At 66.1% G+C, this 20,609-nt stretch carries 19 protein-coding genes; 6 read left to right on the forward strand and 13 right to left on the reverse strand.

The window, feature by feature from the left end; all coding sequences use genetic code 11:
• Positions 1-15: 15 nt before the first annotated feature.
• The 6 genes from CCX87_RS04635 to CCX87_RS04660 form a co-directional block, all read right to left on the reverse strand.
• Positions 16-1,320, reverse strand: a complete 1,305-nt coding sequence (locus CCX87_RS04635; protein ID WP_087744156.1) for a tryptophan--tRNA ligase — start codon at positions 1,318-1,320, stop codon at positions 16-18.
• A 36-nt stretch (positions 1,321-1,356) separates the two neighbouring features.
• A complete protein-coding gene (locus CCX87_RS04640; protein ID WP_087744158.1) occupies positions 1,357-2,019 on the reverse strand; it encodes a site-2 protease family protein in 663 nt (220 codons plus the stop codon).
• Positions 2,020-2,120: 101 nt separating this feature from the next.
• Entirely contained in the window at positions 2,121-2,756 is a 636-nt protein-coding gene (locus CCX87_RS04645; protein WP_087744160.1) for an L-threonylcarbamoyladenylate synthase, read from the reverse strand.
• 25 nt (positions 2,757-2,781) lie between these two features.
• Positions 2,782-3,645 (reverse strand): 3',5'-nucleoside bisphosphate phosphatase, encoded by an 864-nt coding sequence (locus CCX87_RS04650; protein WP_087744162.1) that lies wholly within the window; start codon positions 3,643-3,645, stop codon positions 2,782-2,784.
• Positions 3,646-3,809: 164 nt separating this feature from the next.
• Positions 3,810-5,582, reverse strand: a complete 1,773-nt coding sequence (gene recJ, locus CCX87_RS04655) for a single-stranded-DNA-specific exonuclease RecJ (RefSeq protein ID WP_087744165.1) — start codon at positions 5,580-5,582, stop codon at positions 3,810-3,812.
• On the reverse strand, positions 5,579-6,535 hold the full coding sequence (locus tag CCX87_RS04660; protein ID WP_087744167.1) for a phosphoglycerate mutase: 957 nt from the start codon (positions 6,533-6,535) through the stop codon (positions 5,579-5,581). The genes recJ and CCX87_RS04660 overlap by 4 nt, the downstream gene beginning before the upstream one ends.
• Before the next feature lie 80 nt (positions 6,536-6,615).
• On the opposite strand from CCX87_RS04660, the gene CCX87_RS04665 reads away from it, so the two are divergent.
• The gene (locus CCX87_RS04665; RefSeq protein WP_087744169.1) at positions 6,616-7,869 is read left to right on the forward strand and encodes a lipoprotein-releasing ABC transporter permease subunit; all 1,254 of its coding nucleotides are present in this window, start codon (positions 6,616-6,618) and stop codon (positions 7,867-7,869) included.
• Positions 7,862-8,596, forward strand: coding sequence for a lipoprotein-releasing ABC transporter ATP-binding protein LolD (gene lolD / locus CCX87_RS04670; RefSeq protein ID WP_442857478.1), 735 nt, complete (start codon positions 7,862-7,864; stop codon positions 8,594-8,596). Before CCX87_RS04665 ends, lolD begins: the two co-directional genes overlap by 8 nt.
• Before the next feature lie 42 nt (positions 8,597-8,638).
• Here lolD and lspA read toward each other — a convergent pair whose 3' ends face one another.
• From lspA to CCX87_RS04685, 3 genes are all read right to left on the reverse strand, one after another.
• Positions 8,639-9,148 (reverse strand): signal peptidase II, encoded by a 510-nt coding sequence (gene lspA / locus CCX87_RS04675; RefSeq protein ID WP_087744172.1) that lies wholly within the window; start codon positions 9,146-9,148, stop codon positions 8,639-8,641.
• Between the two features lies 1 nt (position 9,149).
• Positions 9,150-11,993, reverse strand: a complete 2,844-nt coding sequence (gene ileS / locus CCX87_RS04680; protein WP_087744174.1) for an isoleucine--tRNA ligase — start codon at positions 11,991-11,993, stop codon at positions 9,150-9,152.
• A gap of 108 nt (positions 11,994-12,101) precedes the next feature.
• Positions 12,102-13,151, reverse strand: a complete 1,050-nt coding sequence (locus CCX87_RS04685) for a bifunctional riboflavin kinase/FAD synthetase (protein WP_087744176.1) — start codon at positions 13,149-13,151, stop codon at positions 12,102-12,104.
• A 256-nt stretch (positions 13,152-13,407) separates the two neighbouring features.
• Here CCX87_RS04685 and CCX87_RS04690 point away from each other — a divergent pair, with 256 nt between their 5' ends.
• Positions 13,408-13,965, forward strand: coding sequence for an HNH endonuclease (locus CCX87_RS04690; protein ID WP_087744178.1), 558 nt, complete (start codon positions 13,408-13,410; stop codon positions 13,963-13,965).
• A gap of 96 nt (positions 13,966-14,061) precedes the next feature.
• The gene (locus CCX87_RS04695) at positions 14,062-15,003 is read left to right on the forward strand and encodes a bestrophin family protein (RefSeq protein WP_087744180.1); all 942 of its coding nucleotides are present in this window, start codon (positions 14,062-14,064) and stop codon (positions 15,001-15,003) included.
• Between the two features lie 77 nt (positions 15,004-15,080).
• Here the strand turns inward: CCX87_RS04695 and CCX87_RS04700 are convergent, their stop codons facing one another.
• Genes CCX87_RS04700 through CCX87_RS04710 form a run of 3 tightly spaced genes read right to left on the reverse strand, consistent with a single transcriptional unit; the run spans position 15,081 to position 18,151 of the window.
• Positions 15,081-16,196: an acyl-CoA dehydrogenase family protein gene (locus CCX87_RS04700; protein ID WP_087744183.1), complete on the reverse strand. Its 1,116-nt coding sequence runs from the start codon at positions 16,194-16,196 to the stop codon at positions 15,081-15,083.
• A gap of 24 nt (positions 16,197-16,220) precedes the next feature.
• A complete protein-coding gene (locus CCX87_RS04705; RefSeq protein WP_087744184.1) occupies positions 16,221-17,402 on the reverse strand; it encodes an acyl-CoA dehydrogenase family protein in 1,182 nt (393 codons plus the stop codon).
• 47 nt (positions 17,403-17,449) lie between these two features.
• The gene (locus tag CCX87_RS04710; RefSeq protein ID WP_087744185.1) at positions 17,450-18,151 is read right to left on the reverse strand and encodes a YceH family protein; all 702 of its coding nucleotides are present in this window, start codon (positions 18,149-18,151) and stop codon (positions 17,450-17,452) included.
• Positions 18,152-18,175: 24 nt separating this feature from the next.
• On the opposite strand from CCX87_RS04710, the gene purN reads away from it, so the two are divergent.
• Entirely contained in the window at positions 18,176-18,757 is a 582-nt protein-coding gene (gene purN / locus CCX87_RS04715; protein ID WP_087744187.1) for a phosphoribosylglycinamide formyltransferase, read from the forward strand.
• A gap of 81 nt (positions 18,758-18,838) precedes the next feature.
• Here the strand turns inward: purN and CCX87_RS04720 are convergent, their stop codons facing one another.
• Positions 18,839-19,105 carry a DUF1653 domain-containing protein gene (locus tag CCX87_RS04720; RefSeq protein ID WP_087744189.1) on the reverse strand — a complete coding sequence of 89 codons (267 nt, stop codon included), beginning with the start codon at positions 19,103-19,105 and terminating at the stop codon, positions 18,839-18,841.
• Between the two features lie 133 nt (positions 19,106-19,238).
• On the opposite strand from CCX87_RS04720, the gene CCX87_RS04725 reads away from it, so the two are divergent.
• On the forward strand, positions 19,239-20,513 hold the full coding sequence (locus CCX87_RS04725) for an RsmB/NOP family class I SAM-dependent RNA methyltransferase (protein ID WP_087744191.1): 1,275 nt from the start codon (positions 19,239-19,241) through the stop codon (positions 20,511-20,513).
• The last annotated feature ends 96 nt before the right edge of the window (positions 20,514-20,609 follow it).

The raw sequence follows: 20,609 nt of genomic DNA on the forward strand, positions 1-20,609 counted from the left end.
TTTTGTGACAACTTGTCAGGCGTTGGCGGCCTCGGCCAGTTGCTGCAGCGCGGCGATCAATTCCTGCGCCAGCACGCCTTCCACGGGTGCCAGCTGGCCCGCCAGGGCGGTGAGGGCGCTTTCGCCCTGCTGCTGCAGGCGGGCGATGGCCTGGCCCGCATCCTTGGGCGCGGCAAAGCCCGTGCTTTGCAGCAGCAAGCGGCCGTCGGCGGCCACGAACTTGAAATAGAACTGGCCGTCGGCTTCGCGGTATTGCTTGAAGCTGGGCAGTGCGGCCTTGGCTGCTTTGGCGGCCTTGGGGGCGGCGCTGGCCTGGGCCAGGCTGCGCAGGCCCACGGCAGAGCGCAGCGAGCGCACAAACGGCGTGGCAATCTGGCGCGCGCGCTCGGCACCCGCCAGCAGGGTTTGCTCGATCTTTTCCGGGTGGGCCATCAGGTCGTCGTAGCGCGCGCGCATCGGGGCCACGTCGCGGTCGATGCGCTCGAACAGCAATTGCTTGGCATCGCCCCAGGCAATGCCCTCGGCATATTGCTTGCGCAGCGCCTCGGTTTCAGCGGGCGTGGCAAAGGCCTGGTAGATCTGGAACAGGGCCGAGCCTTCCACGTCCTTGGGCTCGCCGGGGGCGCGCGAATCGGTCAGGATGCCGCCAATCAGCTTTTTGAGTTGCTCGCGCGAGGAGAACAGCGGAATCGTGTTGTCGTAGCTCTTGCTCATCTTGCGGCCATCGAGCCCCGGCAGCGTGGCCACATGCTCGTCGATGGCGGCCTCGGGCAGCGTGAAGTGCTCGCCGTAAAGGTGGTTGAAGCTGGCCGCCATGTCGCGCGCCATCTCGATGTGCTGAATCTGGTCGCGGCCCACGGGCACCTTGTGGGCGTTGAAGATCAGGATGTCGGCACCCATGAGCACGGGGTACATGAACAGGCCGGCCGTCACGCCGTCGTCGGGCTCGCGGCCTGCGGCGGCGTTCTTGTCCTGCGCAGCCTTATAGGCATGCGCGCGGTTGAGCAGGCCCTTGCCGGTCACGCAGGTCAGCAGCCAGGTCAGCTCGGTCGTCTCGGGGATGTCGGACTGGCGGTAGAACGTGACGCGCTCGGGGTCCAGCCCCGCAGCCAGCCAGCTGGCGGCGATCTCTAGCGTGGAGCGCTGGATGCGCGCCGGGTCTTCGCACTTGATGAGCGCGTGGTAGTCGGCCAGAAAGTAAAAGCTCTGCACGCCAGGCGTGAGGCTGGCCGCCACCGAGGGGCGGATGGAGCCCACGAAGTTGCCCAGGTGGGGCGTGCCCGTGGTGGTGATGCCGGTGAGAAAGCGCGTGGTGCTCATGGGGGCGAAATCAGCAGATAAAGGGAAAGAAACGCTTCAGCGCAGCAGGGCGGTGAGCGGTGTGAGAAGCAGGTTGATGGCCGCGTAGCCCAGGCCCATCAGCGGGCGCAGCCACAGCGCGCCCACCACACCGGCAATCACCAGCCCCATCACGATGAAGAAGCCCCAGGGCTCGATGCGCGACACCATGTGCGCCTGCTTCCAGGGCAGCAGGCCCACCAGGATGCGCCCGCCATCAAGCGGTGGCAGCGGAAACAGGTTGAACGCCCACATCACCAGGTTGACCAGCACGCCGGCGCGCGCCATTTCAATGAAAAAGCGCTCGTCCACGCCCGTGCCCACCAGCACCACCAGCAAAATGGCCCACAGCACCGCTTGGATGAAGTTGGAGGCCGGTCCCGCCAGCGCCACCCACACCATGTGGCGTTTGGGGTTGCGCAGGTTGCCAAAATTCACCGGCACCGGCTTGGCGTAGCCGAACAAAAAGGCGCCCGAGGTGGCGAAATACAGCAGCAGCGGCATCAGGATGGTGCCAACCGGGTCGATGTGCTTGATGGGGTTGAGGGTGATGCGGCCCTGCATATAGGCCGTGTTGTCGCCAAAGTGGCGCGCGGCGTAGCCATGGGCCGCCTCGTGCACGGTAATGGCAAACAACACCGGCAGGGCGTAGATCAGAACAGTTTGGATGATGTTTTCCACCGGGCGATTGTCTCAGGCTGTAGATTGCTGCAAAAAAGAGAGCTGTCAGCGCTTTCTGTATAAGCGCTGGAGGGTGATTTTGCTTGAATTCGTATACAGGCTCAAAGCCCCAGCGCCTGCACGCTGCCGCGGCCTTCGCGCAGCACTTCGGGGTCGCCGCCCGCGCCCATGGGCGTGAGGTCGATCACGGTGGTGGGCTCCTGCGGGCAGGCGCCCGCGTCCACGATGGCGTCCAGCAGCTTTTCGTAGCGCTCGCGGATGTTCTGCGGATCGTTGAGCGGCTCGGTCTCGCCGGCTGGAATCAGCGTGGTGGCCAGCAGCGGCGCGCCGTGCAGCTCCAGCAGCAATTGCAGCCCCTTGCGGTCGGGAACGCGCAGGCCGATGGTCTTGCGCGAAGGGTGGCTCACGCGGCGCGGCACCTCTTTGGTGGCTTCCAGGATGAAGGTGTAGGGCCCCGGCGTACCCAGCTTGAGCAGCCGGTATTGCCGGTTATCGACGCGCGCGTAGTTGGCCAGCTCCGACAGGTCGCGGCACAGCAGGGTCAGGTGGTGCTTGTCGTCCACCTGGCGGATGCGGCGCAGGCGATCAACGGCGTCCTTGTCATCGAGGTGGCACACCAGGGCGTAGCTCGAATCGGTGGGCACGGCCACGATGCCGCCTTTTTGCAGCAGGGCCGCCGCCTGCTTGAGCAGCCTCGGTTGCGGGTTTTCGGGGTGAACTTCGAAATACTGGGCCATGGCAGCCAACGCCTCCAGGTAGTTGTCAGGCGGCCGGGCGCACCCGCTCGGCCAGCAGTTCCCACACGGGGGTCAGGGTGCCGGGCAGCAGGGGCAGGGCGCCCAGGTCGGTGTGGGATTCGTCGGGGCTGTGAAAGTCGCTGCCGCGCGAGGCAGCCAGGCCAAATTCTTGTGCCATGGCCCCGTAGGTGATGTATTCGGCCGCGCTGTGGCTGCCGGTGACCACTTCTACCCCCTGGCCGCCATGGGCCTTGAATTCGGAGAACAGCGCGTATTCCTCATTGGCCGTGAGCTTGTAGCGGGCCGGGTGGGCAATCACCGCCACACCCCCGGCCTCGGTGATCCAGCGCACCGCATCACCGAGCGCCGCCCAGCGGTGCGGCACATAGCCCGGCTTGCCTTCGACCAGGTATTTGCGAAACACCTCCGAGGTGTCGCGGCAGACCTTGGTGTCCACCAGAAAACGCGCAAAGTGCGTGCGCGAGACCAGCTCGGGGTTGCCCACGAACTGCAGGGCGCCCTCGTAGGCGCCGTGGATACCCACCTGCGCCAGCTGCGCGGCCATTTCGCGGGCACGCCCGCCACGGCCACCCCGGGTGGCGGCCAGGCCTTGCGCAAGCTGCGGGTTGTCGGGGTCGAACCCCAGGCCCACGATGTGCACCGTGGCGCTGGCAAAGCTGACAGAGATTTCCGTGCCGGTGAGGTAGGCCATGCCCAGGGCGCGGGCGGCTGCGGCGGCGCGGTGCTGGCCGCCGATCTCATCGTGGTCGGTCAGGGCCCACAGCTCTACGCCGTTGGCCTTGGCACGCGCGGCCAAGTCTTCGGGTGCCATGGTGCCGTCCGATACCACGGAGTGGGAGTGCAGGTCGGCGTTGAGGTAAGTGGTCACTGATCAATTCTACGGGTTTGCTGCAGCGGGCGCTGGCGTTGGCGACCCGCGCCGCCGCCATGGTGCCTGCGCAAACCGGGCATGCGCGAGATGCCAGAATGCTTCTGAATTAATAGCTGTAGGCGCTTTACCAGTAAGCGCTACAGGCATTTTTCATCGCATATTCAACCCGCCCCTTCCACCAGAAACTGCACCTTGCGCTCGCCCTTCCACTCGTTCACGTCGAGCCGAAAGGCCAGCAGCACGCGCGCGGGCAGGGGCTCGGTGTGGCCGAACCAGATGGCGTCGATGGGGTGGCCCTGATGGATGAGCTTGATGGACAGGTGGTTCTTGCCATCGCCCACCAGCCGCTGGCTCAGCACCTGCACTTCTTCGCTGAAGGTGGGCGGTGCAAAGCCCTGGCCCCAGACCTCGCGGTGCAGGGTGTCCACCATGTCGGCGCGGCAGTATTCGGGCGCCAGCGGGCCGTCGGTTTCGATGCGGCGGGTGAGCGCGGCCCCATCGAGCCATTCGCGCGCCACCTGGGCGAGGGCCTGCTCGAACACGTCAAACGCTTCTTCGGCCACCGTGCAGCCGGCCGCCATGGCATGGCCGCCGAACTTCAGCAGCACGCCCGGATGGCGCTTGGCCACCAGATCCAGCGCATCGCGCAGGTGAAAGCCGGGGATGGAGCGGCCCGAGCCCTTGAGCTCGTGCGCCTTGCCCGGCGCGCTGCTGGCGGCGAACACGAAGGTGGGGCGGTGCAGTTTGTCCTTGATGCGCGAGGCCACGATGCCGACCACGCCTTCGTGAAAGTCGGGGTTGAACACGCTGATGGCGGGCGGGGGCTCCTCGCTCTCGTCAAACAGGCTTTCGGCCATCAGCAGGGCCTGGTCGCGCATGCCGCCCTCGATCTCGCGGCGCTCGCGGTTGATGCCGTCGAGCGTGGCGGCCAGCTCGGCGGCGCGGCCCGCGTCGTCGGTCAGCAGGCATTCGATGCCCAGTGTCATGTCGGCCAGGCGGCCTGCGGCGTTGATGCGCGGGCCCAAAGCGAAGCCGAAGTCGAACGTGGTGGCCACGGGCGTCTTGCGGCCAGCGGCGGTGAACAGCGCGGCCACGCCGGCGGGCATCTGGCCCGCGCGGATGCGCTTGAGGCCCTGTGCCACCAGGCGCCGGTTGTTGGCGTCGAGCTTGACCACGTCGGCCACGGTGCCCAGGGCGACGAGGGGGAGCAGCGGGTCGAGCTTGGGTTGTAAGGGCTTGTGCGCTCCCACGCTCCCCGCTGCGCGTGGTTCGCTGCCCCCCGAGGGGGCGCTCGGCACGTCAAAAACCCCACGTGCCCGCAGCTCGGCCCGCAGCGCCAGCAGCACATAGAACATCACGCCCACACCGGCCATGGACTTGCTCTCGAACGTGCAGCCGGGCTGGTTGGGGTTGACGATGGCGTCGGCCACCGGCAGCTCGGGGCCGGGCAGGTGGTGGTCGGTGACGAGGACTTGCAGGCCCAGCGCCTTGGCCTCGGCCACGCCCTCCACGCTGGCGATGCCGTTGTCCACGGTGATCAGCACGTCGGCGCCGCGCTCGGCCACGCGCCGGGCGATGGAAGCGGTGAGGCCGTAGCCATCGGTCACGCGGTCGGGCACCAGATAGTCCACGTTGGTTGCGCCCAGCAGGCGCAGGCCGCGCACGGCCACGGCGCAGGCGGTGGCGCCGTCACAGTCGTAGTCGGCCACGATCATCAGGCGCTTGTGGTGTGCCATGGCGTCGGCCAGCAGCCGCGCGGCGGCGTCGATGCCTTTCAAGCCGCTGGGGGGCAACAGGCGGGCCAGGCCATCGTCGAGCTCGTCTTTCGCGCGCACGCCGCGCGCGGCATACAGGCGCGCCAGCAGCGGGTGCACGCCGGCCTGTTCCAGCGCCCAGGCGGCGCGGGGGGGAATGTCTCTTGCTACTATTTTCATAGCTTATTGCGCAGGTCGATAAAGCGCTGGGGCCTGAAAAAGCCTTGAATGCGTTGTGCCAGGCCGCGCGGCGCGTTGCGGAAGCCCAGCGCATGGCGCTCGCCACTCAGCGTGAGTTGCACGGGCGCGCCGCTTTCGGCCTGGCGCAGCAGTTCGGCCACGGGGCCGGCGTCGAGTGCCGCCCAGGCCGTGGCCCAGGCGCGCCAGTCTTCGCGCAGCGCCGCATCGCGCAGCGTGGTGGCCACCGTGGGCGCGGTGGTGGTTGCCGGGGCGGGCGTGGGCAGGGGGCCCGTGCCATGCACCCAGAACGAGTTGACCTCCGGCAGGCCGCGCGCGGCGCGCTCGCCGTTGAAGGCGTGGGTGTAGAGCAGCATCTGCATCTCGCTGTGCAGGCGGTGCAGGGTGCGGGCCTGTTTCGCATCGGGCATCCAGGCACGCACGTCGCGCAGCAGCACGCGCTCCAGCGATGCGGTGGTCAGGTCGGCAAACAGCGCGCCGCTGGCCAGCCAGCGCGTGGGCTGGTCGTAGTGCAGGGTGACGCCATCGTCGGCAAACCAGGGCGCCACGATGGCCAGCAGCGCGCGCGAGGCGGCTTCATCCAGCGCAAGGTGCTCGGGGTCGCGCAGGGTGATGTGGTCGGTGCTTACATGCCACTGGCAGGGCGTGACAAAGGCCCAGGCCTGGCCGTCGGTGGGCTGGCCCTGCTGGTGGCGGTGCCAGGCGGCCCAGGGGATGCGGCCATCTTCAACGGGCAGGCCCAGGGCTTGCGCCAGTGCGCGCTCGTGCGGGGCGGAGAAGCTGGTTTCCTCGCCGGTATGGATGTGGGGTGTGTGGGGGCTGAGCCGGGCAAGCAGCCGGTCCAGGTGGGGCAGGCTCAGGCCCTGCAGGGCTTGCTGGCTTCCCTCGGAAGCACTGGCGGCGTAGGGAATGAGCAAATGGGTGGTGTCCGACATGGCTCTATTGTCCGGGATGCCACAATCGGATCTGTCTGGCGCTTGCCATCCGCGTAGGGCGCAGACCTTCTTTTCAAACCATGCAAATTCCCTACGAACTGGCCCTGGGCTGGCGCTACACGCGCGCGGGCCGCGCCACGCGGCGCAACGGTTTCATCTCGTTCATCTCGGGCGTGTCCATGCTGGGCATTGCGCTGGGGGTGGCGGCGCTGATCATCGTGCTCAGTGTGATGAACGGCTTTCAGAAAGAGGTGCGCGACCGCATGCTGAGCGTGGTCTCGCATATTGAGATTTTTGCGCCCCAGGGCGCGGCCCTGCCCGATGTGGCGCGCACGCTGGCCGAGGCCAAGCAAAACCCCAACGTGATCGGCGCTGCGCCCTTTGTGGGCGCGCAGGCCTTGCTGGCGCGCGGCGAGGACATGAAGGGCACGCTGGTGCGCGGCATCGACCCGGCGCTCGAAGGCGCGGTGACCGATCTGGCAGCCACCAACGAAGAGACGCTCAAATTGCTGGTGCCCGGCGAGTTTCGCGTGGTGCTGGGCGGCGAGCTGGCCCGCGCCCTGGGCGTGCGCGCGGGCGACGCCGTGACGCTGATCGCACCGGCCGGACAGGTCACGCCCGCCGGTGTGGTGCCGCGCCTCAAGCAGATGACGGTGGCGGGCACGTTTGATTCGGGCCACTATGAATACGACGCGGCGCTGGTGCTGCTGCACCACGAGGACGCGCAGCGCATCTTCCGCCTTGAGGGCCCCACGGGCATTCGCCTCAAGCTCAAGGACCTGCACCAGGCGCGCGAGGTGACCCAGCAACTGGCGGGCAGCCTGAGCGACCAGCTGCTGATCCGCGACTGGACGCAGCAAAACCGCACCTGGTTTGCCGCCGTGCAGCTCGAAAAACGCATGATGTTCATCATCCTCACGCTGATCGTGGCCGTGGCCGCGTTCAACCTGGTGAGCACGCTGGTGATGACGGTGACCGACAAGCGCGCCGACATCGCCATCCTGCGCACGCTGGGCGCCAGCCCCAAAAGCATCATGGGCATCTTTGTCGTGCAGGGCGCCATGGTGGGCGTGATCGGCACGCTGTCCGGCCTGCTGCTGGGCCTGGCCATTGCCAGCAACATCGACGTGATCGTGCCCGCCATCGAGCGCGCGCTCAATGCCAGCTTTTTGCCCAAGGATATTTACCTCATCAGCAAGATGCCCAGCGAGCCACAGAGCAGCGACATCGTGCCGATCACGGTCATCTCCCTCGTGCTGGCCTTCGTGGCCACGCTCTACCCCAGCTGGCGCGCCAGCCGTGTGAATCCCGCCGAGGCACTTCGCTATGAATAATGTAGCTGCTAGCGCTTATCCAGAAAGCGCCAAAGGCCAAAATGGCTTGAAAAATGACGTGGTGCTGGAGGCCAAGGGCCTGACCAAGCGCTTCACCGAAGGCCGCCTGGATGTGACCGTGCTGCAGGGCGTGGACTTGCAGATCCATGCCGGCGCAACGCTGGCCATCGTGGGCGCCTCGGGCTCGGGCAAAAGCACCTTGCTGCACCTGCTGGGCGGGCTGGATGCGCCCACTTCGGGCACGGTGCGCCTCAAGGGCGAAGAAATGTCCGCGCTGTCGGCCGAACGCCAGGGCCAGCTGCGCAACCAGCACCTGGGCTTTATCTACCAGTTCCACCACCTGCTGCCCGAGTTCAGCGCGCTCGACAACGTCGCCATGCCGCTGCGCATCCGCCGCCTGCCGCTGGCGCAATGCCGTGCAGAGGCCGAGCGGGTGCTTACCTCCGTCGGTTTGAAAGACCGCCTGCAGCACCGCCCGGCCGAGCTGTCGGGCGGCGAGCGCCAGCGGGTGGCCATTGCCCGCGCGCTGGTGACGCGGCCGGCCTGCGTGCTGGCCGACGAGCCCACCGGCAACCTCGACCGCAGCACGGCCGATGGCGTGTTTGACCTGATGCTGCAGCTGGCGCGCGACCAGGGCACCGCGTTTGTGATGGTGACGCACGACGAGTCGCTCGCCGCCCGCTGCGACCGCGTGGTGCGGCTGGTGGCAGGGCACCTGAGCGAGTGAGGGCGTAGGCGTCGTTGGCCAGTGGCGTAGGGCCGGTGGCCCTTAGCGCGCGTTCCTCACGCGCAGCAGCTCGTCCAGGATCAGGCAGATCGCACCCACGGTGATGGCTGCATCGGCAATGTTGAACGCCGGGAAATGCCAGCCGCGTACATGGACGTCGAGAAAATCGACCACATAGCCGTGCATCAGCCGGTCCACCACGTTGCCCACGGCGCCGCCAAGGATGCTCGACAGCGCAAAGCAGAACAGCTTTTGCCCTGGGTGCGCGCGCAGTTGCCAGACGATGAACAGCGTGGCGGCCACGCCGATGCCCGTGAACAGCCAGCGCTGCCAGCCGCCCGCGTCGGCCAGAAACGAGAAGGCCGCGCCGGTGTTGTGCGCCCGCACGATGTTGAAGAAGCTGGTGATGGTGGTGGTGTCGCCCAACTGGTAGTAGCCCAGGATCAGCGTCTTGGTGAACTGGTCGGCGATCAGGATGATGACCGCCCAGGCCAGCCAGGGCCACAGGCTGGCGCCCGAGCCGCGCACGAGCGAGGTGTTGCCCCGGGCCATCTCAGGCCACCTTGCGGTCTTCACCGCTGCCAAACAGGTTGCTGGTGCAGCGCCCGCACAGCGTGGGGTGGGCCGCGTCGTGGCCCACGTCGTCGCGGTAATGCCAGCAGCGCTCGCATTTGGCATCAGAACTGGCACTGGCGCTTACCTGCAAAGCGTCTCCAGCTATTAATTCGATAGTGGATGTGATGAAGACGAACTTCAGGTCGTCACCCAGGCTGGCGAGCAGGGCGTGGTCTTCGGGTGCCGCCGTCAGCGTGACGCGGGCCTGCAGCGACGAGCCTACCTGGCTGGCGGCGCGCAGGGCTTCGATTTCTTTGTTCACCGCATCGCGGATCTCGCGGATGCGGCTCCACTTGGCCAGCAGGCCGTCGTCGCTTTGGCCCAGCGCCGAGAAGGTCTCCAGGAAGATCGACTCGGAATCGCCAAAGATCTTCCACGCCTCTTCGGCGGTGAAGCTCAGGAATGGCGCCATCCAGCGCAGCATGGCGTGCGTGATCTGGTGCAGCGCGGTCTGGGCGCTGCGCCTCGCCAGGCTCTTGGGGGCGGTGGTGTAGAGGCGGTCCTTGAGCACATCCAGGTAAAAGCCGCCCAGGTCTTCCGAGCAATACAGCTGCAGCTTGGCGACCACCGGGTGGAACTCGTACACCTTGTAATGGGCCAGGATGTTCTCCTGGAACTGCGCGGCGCGCACCAGCGCATAGCGGTCGATTTCGAGCATCTGCTCGAACGGCACGGCATCGTTGGCGGGGTCGAAGTCGCTCACGTTGGCCAGCAAGAAGCGCAGCGTGTTGCGGATGCGGCGGTAGGCATCGACCACGCGCGCCAGGATCTTGTCGTCAATGGCCAGGTCGCCCGAGTAGTCGGTGGCGGCGCACCACAGGCGGATGATTTCGGCGCCGAGCTTGCCGCTCACTTCTTGCGGCGAGACGGTGTTGCCGACCGACTTGCTCATCTTCTTGCCCTGGCCGTCCACCGTGAAGCCGTGCGTGAGCAGGCCGCGGTAGGGCGCGCGGCCATAGATGGCGCTGGCCAGCAGCAGCGAGCTGTGGAACCAGCCGCGGTGCTGGTCGTGGCCTTCGAGGTACAGGTCGGCCTCGGGGCCTTCGTCATGGTGCATGCTGCCGTGCGTGCCGCGCATCACATGCCAGAAGGTCGAGCCCGAGTCGAACCACACTTCGAGAATGTCGGTGCTCTTGGTGTAGTGCGCGGCGTCCTCAGCACCCAGCACTTCCTCGGCCGTCATGCGGCTCCAGGCCTCGATGCCGCCCTCCTCGACGATGGACGCGGCCTGGTCGATGATCTCCATGGTGCGCGGGTGCAGCTCGCCCGAATCCTTGTGCAGGAAAAACGGCAGGGGCACGCCCCAGCTGCGCTGGCGCGAGATGCACCAGTCGGGCCGGCCGGCGATCATGTCGCGCAGGCGCGATTTGCCGTTTTCGGGGTAGAAGTGGGTCTGCTCGATGGCGGCCAGGGCGGTCTGGCGCAGCGTGCCAGGGGCCTTGTCGGTGGTGAACACGCCTTCGCCCTCGTCCATGCGCACGAACCACTGGGCGGCGGCGCGGTAGATCACGGGCGTCTTGTGGCGCCAGCAGTGCGGGTAGCTGTGGGTGATGGTGGTGGTGCCCAGCAGGCGGCCCGCGGCCTGCAGCGCCTCGATGATGATCGGGCAGGCCTTCCAGATGTTGAGCCCGCCGAACAGCGCCAGCGATTCGTCATAGCGTCCGTTGCCCAGCACCGGGTTGAGGATGTCGTCGTACGGCATGCCGTGCGCCATGCAGGAGTTGAAATCTTCCACGCCATAGGCGGGCGACGAGTGCACCAGGCCCGTGCCGTCGGTGGCCGTGGCGTATTCGGCCAGGTACACGGGCGACAGGCGGCGGTAGCCGGCATCCACATCGTGCAGTGGGTGCTCGAACTCGATGCCCGCGAGCTTTTCGCCCTGGGCCACGGCCAGCACCTGGCCTTGCAGGTTCCAGCGCTGCAGGCAGGATTCGACCAGGGTTTCGGCCACGATCAGCAGGCCGCGCTCGGTGTCGACCAGCGCATAGGGCAGATCGGGGTTGAGGTTGAGCGCCTGGTTGGCGGGGATGGTCCAGGCGGTGGTGGTCCAGATGACGGCGAAGGCGTCTTTCTGTAACGCGGACAGGCCGAAGGCGGCGGCCAGCCGGGCCGGGTCGTGCGCCTTGAAGGCCACGTCCAGCGTCTGGCTTTTCTTGTCCTGGTATTCGATCTCGAACTCGGCCAGCGACGAGCCGCAGTCAAAGCACCAGTACACGGGCTTGAGGCCGCGGTACACGTAGCCGCGCTCCATCACGCGCTTCAAGGCGCGCAACTCGCCCGCCTCGCTGGCGAAGTTCATGGTCTTGTAGGGGTTGTCCCAGTCGCCCAGCACGCCCAGGCGCTTGAAGTCGGCCATCTGCTGCGCGATCTGCTCGGTGGCAAAGGCGCGGCCCTTGGCCTGCATCTCGTCGCGCGGCAGGTTGCGGCCATGCAGCTTTTCGATGGCGTTCTCGATCGGCAGGCCATGGCAGTCCCAGCCGGGCACATACAGCGCGTCAAAGCCTTCGAGCTGGCGCGCCTTGGTGATCATGTCCTTCAAGATCTTGTTGACCGCGTGGCCGATGTGCAGTTGCCCGTTGGCATAGGGCGGGCCGTCGTGCAGGATGAACTTGGGCTTGCCGCAGCGCGCGTCGCGCAGCTTTTTGTAGATGCCCTGGTCTTCCCACTCCTTGACCCAGCCTGGCTCGCGCTTGGGCAAGTCGCCGCGCATTGGGAAGGGCGTGTCGGGCAGGTTCAGCGTGCTGCGGTAGTCGGTGGGTGCGGGGCTGGCGTTGTCGGACATGGATAAGCCTTAAAGCGGGGCATTGCGGGGCGGGCCCGGGTCAAAACGGGAAGAGGGCAAGAGAGGCGAAGGGGGTCGCCCGAGCAGGCGCTGCGCAGGGCAGCCACCTCAAATTCGGTCGCGCGTGGTCTGGCGCCGGGTCTCGGTATCGGAGGGGGCGTGGGCCGAGGCAAAGTAGGCACGCGCATCGGCGCAGTCTTTGGCAATGCCCGCCGTCAGGGCATCGAGACCGTCGTATTTCAGCTCGTCGTGCAGTTTGTGCAGCAGTTCCACGCGGATGATTTTACCGTACGCCCCTTCGGGCCCCAGATTGGCGGGCCAGGTCAGGCAATGGGTTTCAAGCAGCACGCGGCCCCCGTTCACATCTGCCGGATCGAGCGAGGGGCGCACGCCCAGGTTGGCCACACCTGGCAGCGGCGCGTCACCGAGGCCGTGCACCAGCACGGCAAAGATGCCGCTGGCGGCGGGCTTCCAGTGGGCAAAGCGCAGGTTGAGGGTGCGAAAACCATCCCCGGCCTCGGCGTTGCTGGCGCCCAGGGCACGCCCGAGCTTGCGCCCATGCACCACATGGCCGCTGATGGTGTAGGGCCGGCCCAGCAGGCGGGCAGCGGCAGCCATGTCGCCGCGCTGCAGGGCATCGCGCACGGCCGAGCTGGACACGCGCAGCCCGTGCACCTCGTAACTGTTCATGCGTGCCACGTCAAAGCCCTGGGCTGGGCCGGCGGCGTCGAGCATGGCGTAGTCGCCCGCACGCTGGGCGCCAAAGCGGAAATCATCGCCCACCAGCACATAGCGTGCCCCCAGGCCGCGCACCAGCACTTCGTCGATGAAGGCCTGGGGCGGCTGGGCAGCCAGCCGGGCGTCGAACGGCAGCACCACCGTTTGCTGCACGCCGCAGCGCTGCAGTTCGGTGAGCTTGTCGCGCAGCGTGCCGATGCGTGCCGGGGCCAGATCGGGCTTGTGGTGCACGCCCGCGAAATAGTCGCGCGGATGGGGCTCGAAGGTCAGCACGCAGCTTTCCACGCCCCGGTGCGCAGCTTCGCTGTTCAGCAAGGCCAGCATGGCCTGGTGGCCCCGGTGCACACCGTCGAAATTGCCAATGGTCAGCGCGCAGGCGCGGGCGATGCCCGGGTGGTGAAAGCCGCGAAAAATCTTCATCGGTTTGATATTGTTTTGATAGCAGCTTGCGCTGATGCATCAAGCACGAGACGCCAATTTGTCATGAAATCGGAGTATATTGTGACCCATGGCTTGCCCCGCGCAGGGCTGCCCGCGAGACATCTGCGTTCAGAATCCTTTAGGACTTGCGCAATTCGGGATGCAACAACCGCCTTTTCCCAGGGGCGAGCCACTTGTGAGAGTCCTGTTTTGCGTAAGTCATGTCCTTGTGTACTTTTGTTCCAGGAGGCGTGTTTTGAAGGTCTTGAAGCTGTCAGCCCAAGGGCTGCCCCAATCGTGGATCACGTTGGAGCAGGCGGTGATTCACTATGCCGCCGGAGAGGTGCGCTGGGAATCGGGCGGACAGATCGCCCGTTTCCGGGGCGGCTACAGCGCCATCACGGGCGAGCAATCGGTGATTGCCGTCAACAGCATCATCGGCACGCGTGGCGTGCCGGGCATCAACCCCTTCGATCTCAAGCCCAGCCTCACCAACAGCAAGCTGTTTGCGCGCGATCGCAACATTTGCGCCTATTGCGGTGGGCACTTTCACGAAGAAGACCTCACGCGCGAGCACATCGTGCCTTTTGCGCGCAACGGGCAGAACCACTGGATGAACGTGGTCACCGCCTGCCGCCCCTGCAACCACCGCAAGGGCCCGCGCACGCCCGAGCAGGCCCACATGCCGCTGCTGTATGCGCCCTATGTGCCCAGCCTGTGGGAAGACTTCATCCTGCGCAACCGGCGCATCCTGGCCGACCAGATGGAGTTTTTGATGGCGCATGTGCCCAAATCGTCGCGCCTGCTGGTGTGAAGGGGCTGCCGGCCGCCTGTTTATTGCGGCGCACACGGCCTTCGTCCCAGGCCGTTTGGCTGTGGTCCAATAGGCGTTTTCCCTTGGTTTTTTGGCATGATCGTTCGTGATCGCCCCTCCGGGCTACGGTTGTTTCTGGTGCTGCGCGGCTCGGTGCTGCAGCGCATTCGCCTCACCCTGCTGCTCAACATCCTGCTGGCGACGCTGGTCACCCTGCTGCATGGCAACTTGTTCACGCTCAAGATCACGCTCACTGCCATTCCCTTCACCCTGATTGGCCTGCCACTGGCCATTTTTCTGGGGTTTCGCAACACCACCGCCTACGACCGCTATTGGGAAGCCCGCAAGCTGTGGGGCGAGATCGTGCACCGCACCCGCTCGCTGTCGCGCCAGTGCCTGGGCCTGATGAACCTGCCCGCGCCGCTGGACGCCGCCCGGCGTGACGACGATGTGCGGGTGCGCATGGTGCACCGGGCCATTGCCTTTGTGCATGCGCTGCGGCTGCAACTGCGCGATCAGCGCGATGACGCGGTGCTGCAGCGCTGGCTGACTGCAGCCGAGTTTGAAAAGGCGCGCAGCACGTCGAACCCCGCCGACACCATCATGCTGCACATGGGGCGCGACCTGGGCGAGTGCGTGCGCCGGGGCCAGATCGAGCCTTGTCTGGCGGCATCGGTGGATGCCACGCTGTCGTCCCTCACCGCTGCTGGCGCATCGTGCGAGCGCATCAAGAACACGCCGGTGCCGTTTTCCTACACTCTGCTGCTGCACCGCACGGCGTACATGTATTGCTTTTTGCTGCCCTTCGGGCTGGTGGATACCACGGGGTTCATGACGCCCTTTGTGGTGGGCATCGTGGCCTACACCTTCTTTGGCCTGGATGCGCTGGGCGACGAGATCGAGGAGCCCTTCGGTCTGGAAAGCAACGACCTACCGCTCGACACCCTGTGCCGGGCCATCGAGATCAATTTGCGGGAATCGCTGGGCGAGAAAGACCTGCCGGCGCCCTTGCTGCCCGTGAATTTCAGGCTGACCTGAACGATGGCTGCGGGCGGGGTGGCGCGGCAACGAAGAACCGCCCTCGGGCGGTTTTCCGTTGGGCCAGACCCGCACTTTCAGGCAAACACGCCTGCGGTGTCTTGCATGCGAGCGGACACTTCGCCCAGGTGGTGCAGCGTGTCGCCAAAGGTCACTTCCAGCTGGGTGAGCTTCTTGAAGTAGTGGCTCACGATGTATTCGTCCGTCACGCCGATGCCGCCATGCAGTTGCACGGCCTGTTGGCCCACAAAGCGCATCGACTGGCCCAGTTGCACCTTGGCGCGGGCCATGGCGGCGCGGCGTTCGGCGGTGGGGGCGCCCAGCTTGAGGCTGGCGTAGTAGCTCATCGAGCGGGCCAATTCGAGCTGCATCTTCATGTCGGCCACGCGGTGGCGCAGGGCCTGGAAGCTGGCAATGAACACGCCGAACTGCTTGCGCTGGTTCATGTATTCGACGGTGATGGCCACGGTCTTGTCCATCACACCCACGGCCTCGGCGCAGGTGGCGGCGATGCCGGTGTCCACAGCCAGCTCCAGCGCGGCCAGGCCGTCGGTGGTGATGAGGGTGGCGGGGGCGTTGTTGAGCTTCAACTCGGCGGCGCGGCTGCCGTCTTGCGTGACGTAACCCTGCGTGGTCACGCCAGTGGCCGTGCGCTCGACCAGGAAGAGGGCGATTTGGCCGCCGAGCTGTGCGGGCACGATGAAGGCGTCGGCCTTGTCACCGGCTGCCACTACGCTTTTGATAGCTGTTACCGCATATCCTGATTGCGCTGGGGCCGCTTTTGCCTCGCAAACGTCCAAACGGTAGCGCGCCTTGCGCTCCTGCTGCGCCAGCACCACCAGCGCCTCGCCACTGGCCACGCGGGGCAGCCAGGCCGATTGCACGTCGGCGGGGGCGTAGTGCGACAGCACGCTGCTGGCCATGAAGGCCTGGGCAATGGGCTCCAGCACGATGCCGCGGCCCAGCTCTTCGGCCACGACCATCGCGTCGATGGCGCCCTGGCCCATGCCGTCGTGTGCTTCGGGCACGGTCAGGGCGGTCAGGCCCAGCTCGGCCAGCTCGTTCCAGGCGGCGCGGTCAAAACCGCCAGCGGCCACCGCGGCGCGGCGACGCTCAAAGGTGTAGCCCTTGTCCACCCACTTGCGCACGGCGTCGCGCAGTTGTTCCTGGTCGTCAGAAAAATCGAAATCCATGTTCTTGTCTCCTGGAACTTGGGATCAGCCGAGGACGGTCTGAGCCACGATATTGCGCTGCACTTCGTTGGAGCCACCGTAAATCGTGGTCTTGCGCAGGTTGAAGTAAGTGGACGCCAGCGGGGCGTTGGCGGTGACGCCGCCAGGGAAGTTGCCCTGCCAGCCGGCCTCCATGGCCTCTTCGATGAAGGGCATGGCAAAGGGGCCAGCGGCCAGCATCATCAGCTCGGCGTAGCGCTGCTGGATCTCGCTGCCCTTGATCTTGAGCAGGCCCGCGATGTCGAGCGAGTTCTTGCCCGACTTCTCGTTGGATAGCACGCGCAGCACCAGCATTTCCAGCGCGACGATGTCCACTTCGAGCAGCGCGATCTGGTCGCGGAAGCGTTGGTCGTCCCACACGCCTTCGGTCTTGGCGATGCGTTTGAGGCGCTCCAGTTCGCGCTTGCTGCGGTTCACGTCGGCGATGTTGGTGCGCTCGTGGCTCAGCAGGTGCTTGGCGTAGGTCCAGCCCTTGTTTTCTTCGCCAATCAGGTTCTCGGCAGGTACTTCGACGTTGTCGAAGAACACTTCGTTGACTTCGCACTCGCCGTCCAGCAGCTTGATGGGGCGCACAGTGACGCCCTTTGACTTCATGTCCAGCAGCAGGAAGGAGATGCCGGTCTGGGGCTTGCCCTCGGTGCTGGTGCGCACCAGGTTGAACATCCAGTCGCCGTGCTGGCCCAGGGTGGTCCAGGTCTTTTGGCCGTTGACGATGTACTTGTCGCCCACGCGCTCGGCGCGGGTCTTGACGCTGGCCAGGTCCGAGCCCGAGCCGGGTTCGCTGTAGCCCTGGCTCCACCACACCTCGCCGCTGGCGATGCCGGGCAAGAAGCGCTTTTGCTGCTCGGCATTGCCAAACGCCATGATCACCGGGGCCACCATCACGGGGCCGAAGGGGATGATGCGGGGCGCGCCAGCCAGCGCGCACTCTTCTTCAAACAAGTGCTTTTGCACAGCCGTCCAGCCGGGGCCGCCAAACTCTTTGGGCCAGCCAAAACCCAGCCAGCCTTTTTTACCCAGAATCTTGGCCCAGCCCTGCATGTCTGCGCGGGTCAGGCGCAAGGCGTTGTGGACCTTGTGAGAGATTTCTTTGGGCAGATTGGCGTGAACCCAGGCGCGAACTTCTTCGCGGAAGGCCTGCTCTTCGGGGGTGAATGCGAGATCCATGCGGTGCGTCTCCTAATGATTCTGTGTTTGTAGCACGGTCGTTCGTTTTAGGCCTGTCCGGGTGGTGACATTGGACTGAAGTCAGGTGAAATACCCAGCTCGGCGCACAGCCGCTGCACGGTGTTGCGCAGGCTCGCCACTTCGGCCTCCAGGGCGTCCACGCGGGCATGCAATGCGGGCGATGGGTTGGAGCCCGCACTGCCTGCGGGCGCATGGCTGGCGGTGGTGTCCACCGGCCCGCACATCAAGTGCGCCCAGCGCTGCTCGCGGGCGCCGGGGGCGCGGGGCAACTGCACCACCAGCGGGCCGCCCTTTTCGGCACTGCGCTCCTGCAGTTCGTCCAGAAAGGCTTCGACTGACGAAATGTCGGCAAACCGGTACCAGCGCTCGGCGTTGATGCGCAACTCGCCCGCCGTCTGCGGGCCGCGCAGCATCAAGAGGCCCAGCAGCACGGCCGACTGCTCGGGCACCCCCACGCCGCGCTGAAAGTTGTGTTCCCAGCGCGTGGTGCGGTTGCCGCTGCTCTCAAACGCCAGGGTCAGCAGCTTGAGCGAATCCAGCGCCTCTTGCGCCTCAGCGTCGCTGAGGTTCATCACCGGGTCGCGGCTGGTTTTCTGGTTGCAGCCCGTCAGCAGGCCGTTGAGCGACATGGGGTAGCTGTCGGGCACGGTGCGGGCCTTCTCCATCAGGGTGGCGAGCACGCGGGCTTCGTTGGGAGTGAGGGGACGGGTCGCAGGATCAAAAGGCATGGCAGGGATAATCCGGGGCAATTTATGAAGAACATCGTCATTTTGATCTCTGGCGGCGGCTCCAACATGGCCACCATCGTTCGCACCGCACAACAAGAGAACTGGGCCCGGCGCTACGGCGCCCAGGTGGCGGCCGTCATCAGCAACAAGCCCGATGCCGCAGGGCTGGTTTTTGCCCGCGAGCAGGGCATTGCCACTGCCGTGCTGGACCACAAGGCCTTTGCCAGCCGCGAAGCGTTCGATGCCGAGCTGGCCGCAACCATCGACCGCCACCAGCCCGCGCTGGTGGTGCTGGCCGGGTTCATGCGCATCCTCACGCCGGGTTTTGTGGCGCATTACGCCGGGCGGCTGATCAACATCCATCCTTCGCTGCTGCCCGCTTTCACTGGGCTGCACACGCACCAGCGCGCCATCGATGCGGGCTGCAAGTTCGCGGGCGTGACGGTGCACCAGGTGACCGCCGAGCTGGACGTGGGCCCGATCCTGGACCAGGCCGTGGTGCCGGTGCTGCCAGGCGACACCGCCGAAACGCTGGCGGCCCGCGTGCTCACCCAGGAGCATGTGATCTACCCCCGCGCCGTGCGGGCGCTGGTGCAGGCGCTGTGATCTTGAGCGCGGGGTGGCAGCATGAAATGCTATCTAATTAGTAGCATATTGCGTTTGATTTATAAGCGCTAGAGCCTGTTTTCATTCAAATTCGTTGCCAGGGGTTGCGCCTTCGCTGCACCGCTCAAAGCGCGACCGCATCTGCCCGTTGAACGACACGTTTTCCAGAAACATGGCCGCAGGCCGCACCCATAGGCCCCGTTGGCCATATAGCGCGCGGTACAGCGTCATGGGCTCCAGCGTTTCGCTGTGGCGCACGGTGTCGATCACTTCATAAAGCCCGCCCTTGTAGTGCCGGTACAGGCCCGGCGGCGTGTGGATGAGTGTGGGCAGGTCGTCGTCGGTCATGTGGCAAGAGCGGGCCGTAGGGGCCGCAGAGAGAGGATGCGCCGATTGTGCGCGCCTGCCGGTGGACTGTGGCGGCTTTGCCGCTGGGGTGGTGTGTGCGTGCCGATCGCGGTGTCGGTGGGACAATCGGGGCATGCACCCCAAAGTACTTATCGATGCCTGTGCAGAACTCATCAGGCTCACCCTCACCTTTGAACACCCCGCCGATGCCGTGGTGTCGCGTTTCTTTCGCGATAACCGGGGCCTGGGCCCCCGCGAGCGGGCCACGCTGGCCGAGACGGTCTACACCGTGCTGCGCAAGAAGCTGCTGTTTGACCACATGGCCCCCTCGGGTTCCGGCCCCAAAGAGCGGCGCCTGGCCATTCTGGGCTTCCATGGCCCGCGCGATTTTTTGCTGGGCGGCCTGACCGAGCAGGAAAAAAACTGGCTGGCCCAGTGCGACGCCGTCAAGCCCGATGACCTGATGGAGCGCCATCGCCATAACCTGCCCGAGTGGCTGGTTCAGCCCCTCAAGGAGCAGCTGGGCGCGGGTTTCTGGCCGCTGGCGCAGAGCCTGTCGCAACCGGCCCCGCTCGATCTGCGCGTCAACGCGCTCAAGGACAAGCGCGCCGATGTGCAAAAAGAACTGGCCAAGGCGGGCATCAAGGCCAGTCCCACACCGTATTCGCCCTGGGGCCTGCGCATTGACGACAAGCCCGCTCTGACCAAACTGGATGCCTTCACGCGCGGCGCCATCGAGGTGCAGGACGAAGGCTCGCAGCTGCTGGCCCTGCTGCTGGACGCCAAGCGCGGCGAGATGGTGGTGGATTTTTGCGCCGGCGCGGGCGGCAAGACGCTGGCCATTGGCGCCACCATGCGCAGCACGGGCCGCCTGTATGCGTTTGACGTGTCGGCCCACCGGCTCGATGCGCTCAAGCCGCGGCTGGCGCGCAGTGGCCTGTCGAATGTGCACCCTGCCGCCATCGCCCATGAGCGGGACGAGCGCATCAAGCGCCTGGCCGGCAAGATCGACCGGGTGCTGGTGGATGCCCCCTGCTCGGGCCTGGGCACGCTGCGCCGCAACCCTGACCTCAAATGGCGCCAGTCGGCCCAAAGCGTGCAGGAGCTGGTGGCCAAGCAAACGGCCATCCTCGACAGCGCCGCGCGCTTGCTCAAGCCAGGCGGGCGCCTGGTGTATGCCACCTGCAGCATCCTGCCCCAGGAAAACGAGGCCATTGCCGAGGCCTTCAGTGCCGCGCACCCGGATTTCGAGATGCTCGATGTCGGCGAATTGCTGGAGCAGCTGAAGGTGGCGGACGCCCGCAGCCTGTGCAGCGGCGGCGCCTCGGGCACTGGCTATTTGCGCCTGTGGCCCCATTTGCACCAGACGGACGGATTTTTTGCAGCGGTCTGGGTTAAAAAGCCCTGAGGTGGCGCTGGCGGGGGCATGAATGTGCCCGCCCCGTCGGCCGCACAATGGTCCTGAAAACAGCGCCGCGCCCCGAACTCCAGCGGGGTGCGGCAT

The sequence above is a fragment of the Acidovorax sp. T1 genome, assembly GCF_002176815.1.
GTDB lineage: Bacteria > Pseudomonadota > Gammaproteobacteria > Burkholderiales > Burkholderiaceae_C > Acidovorax.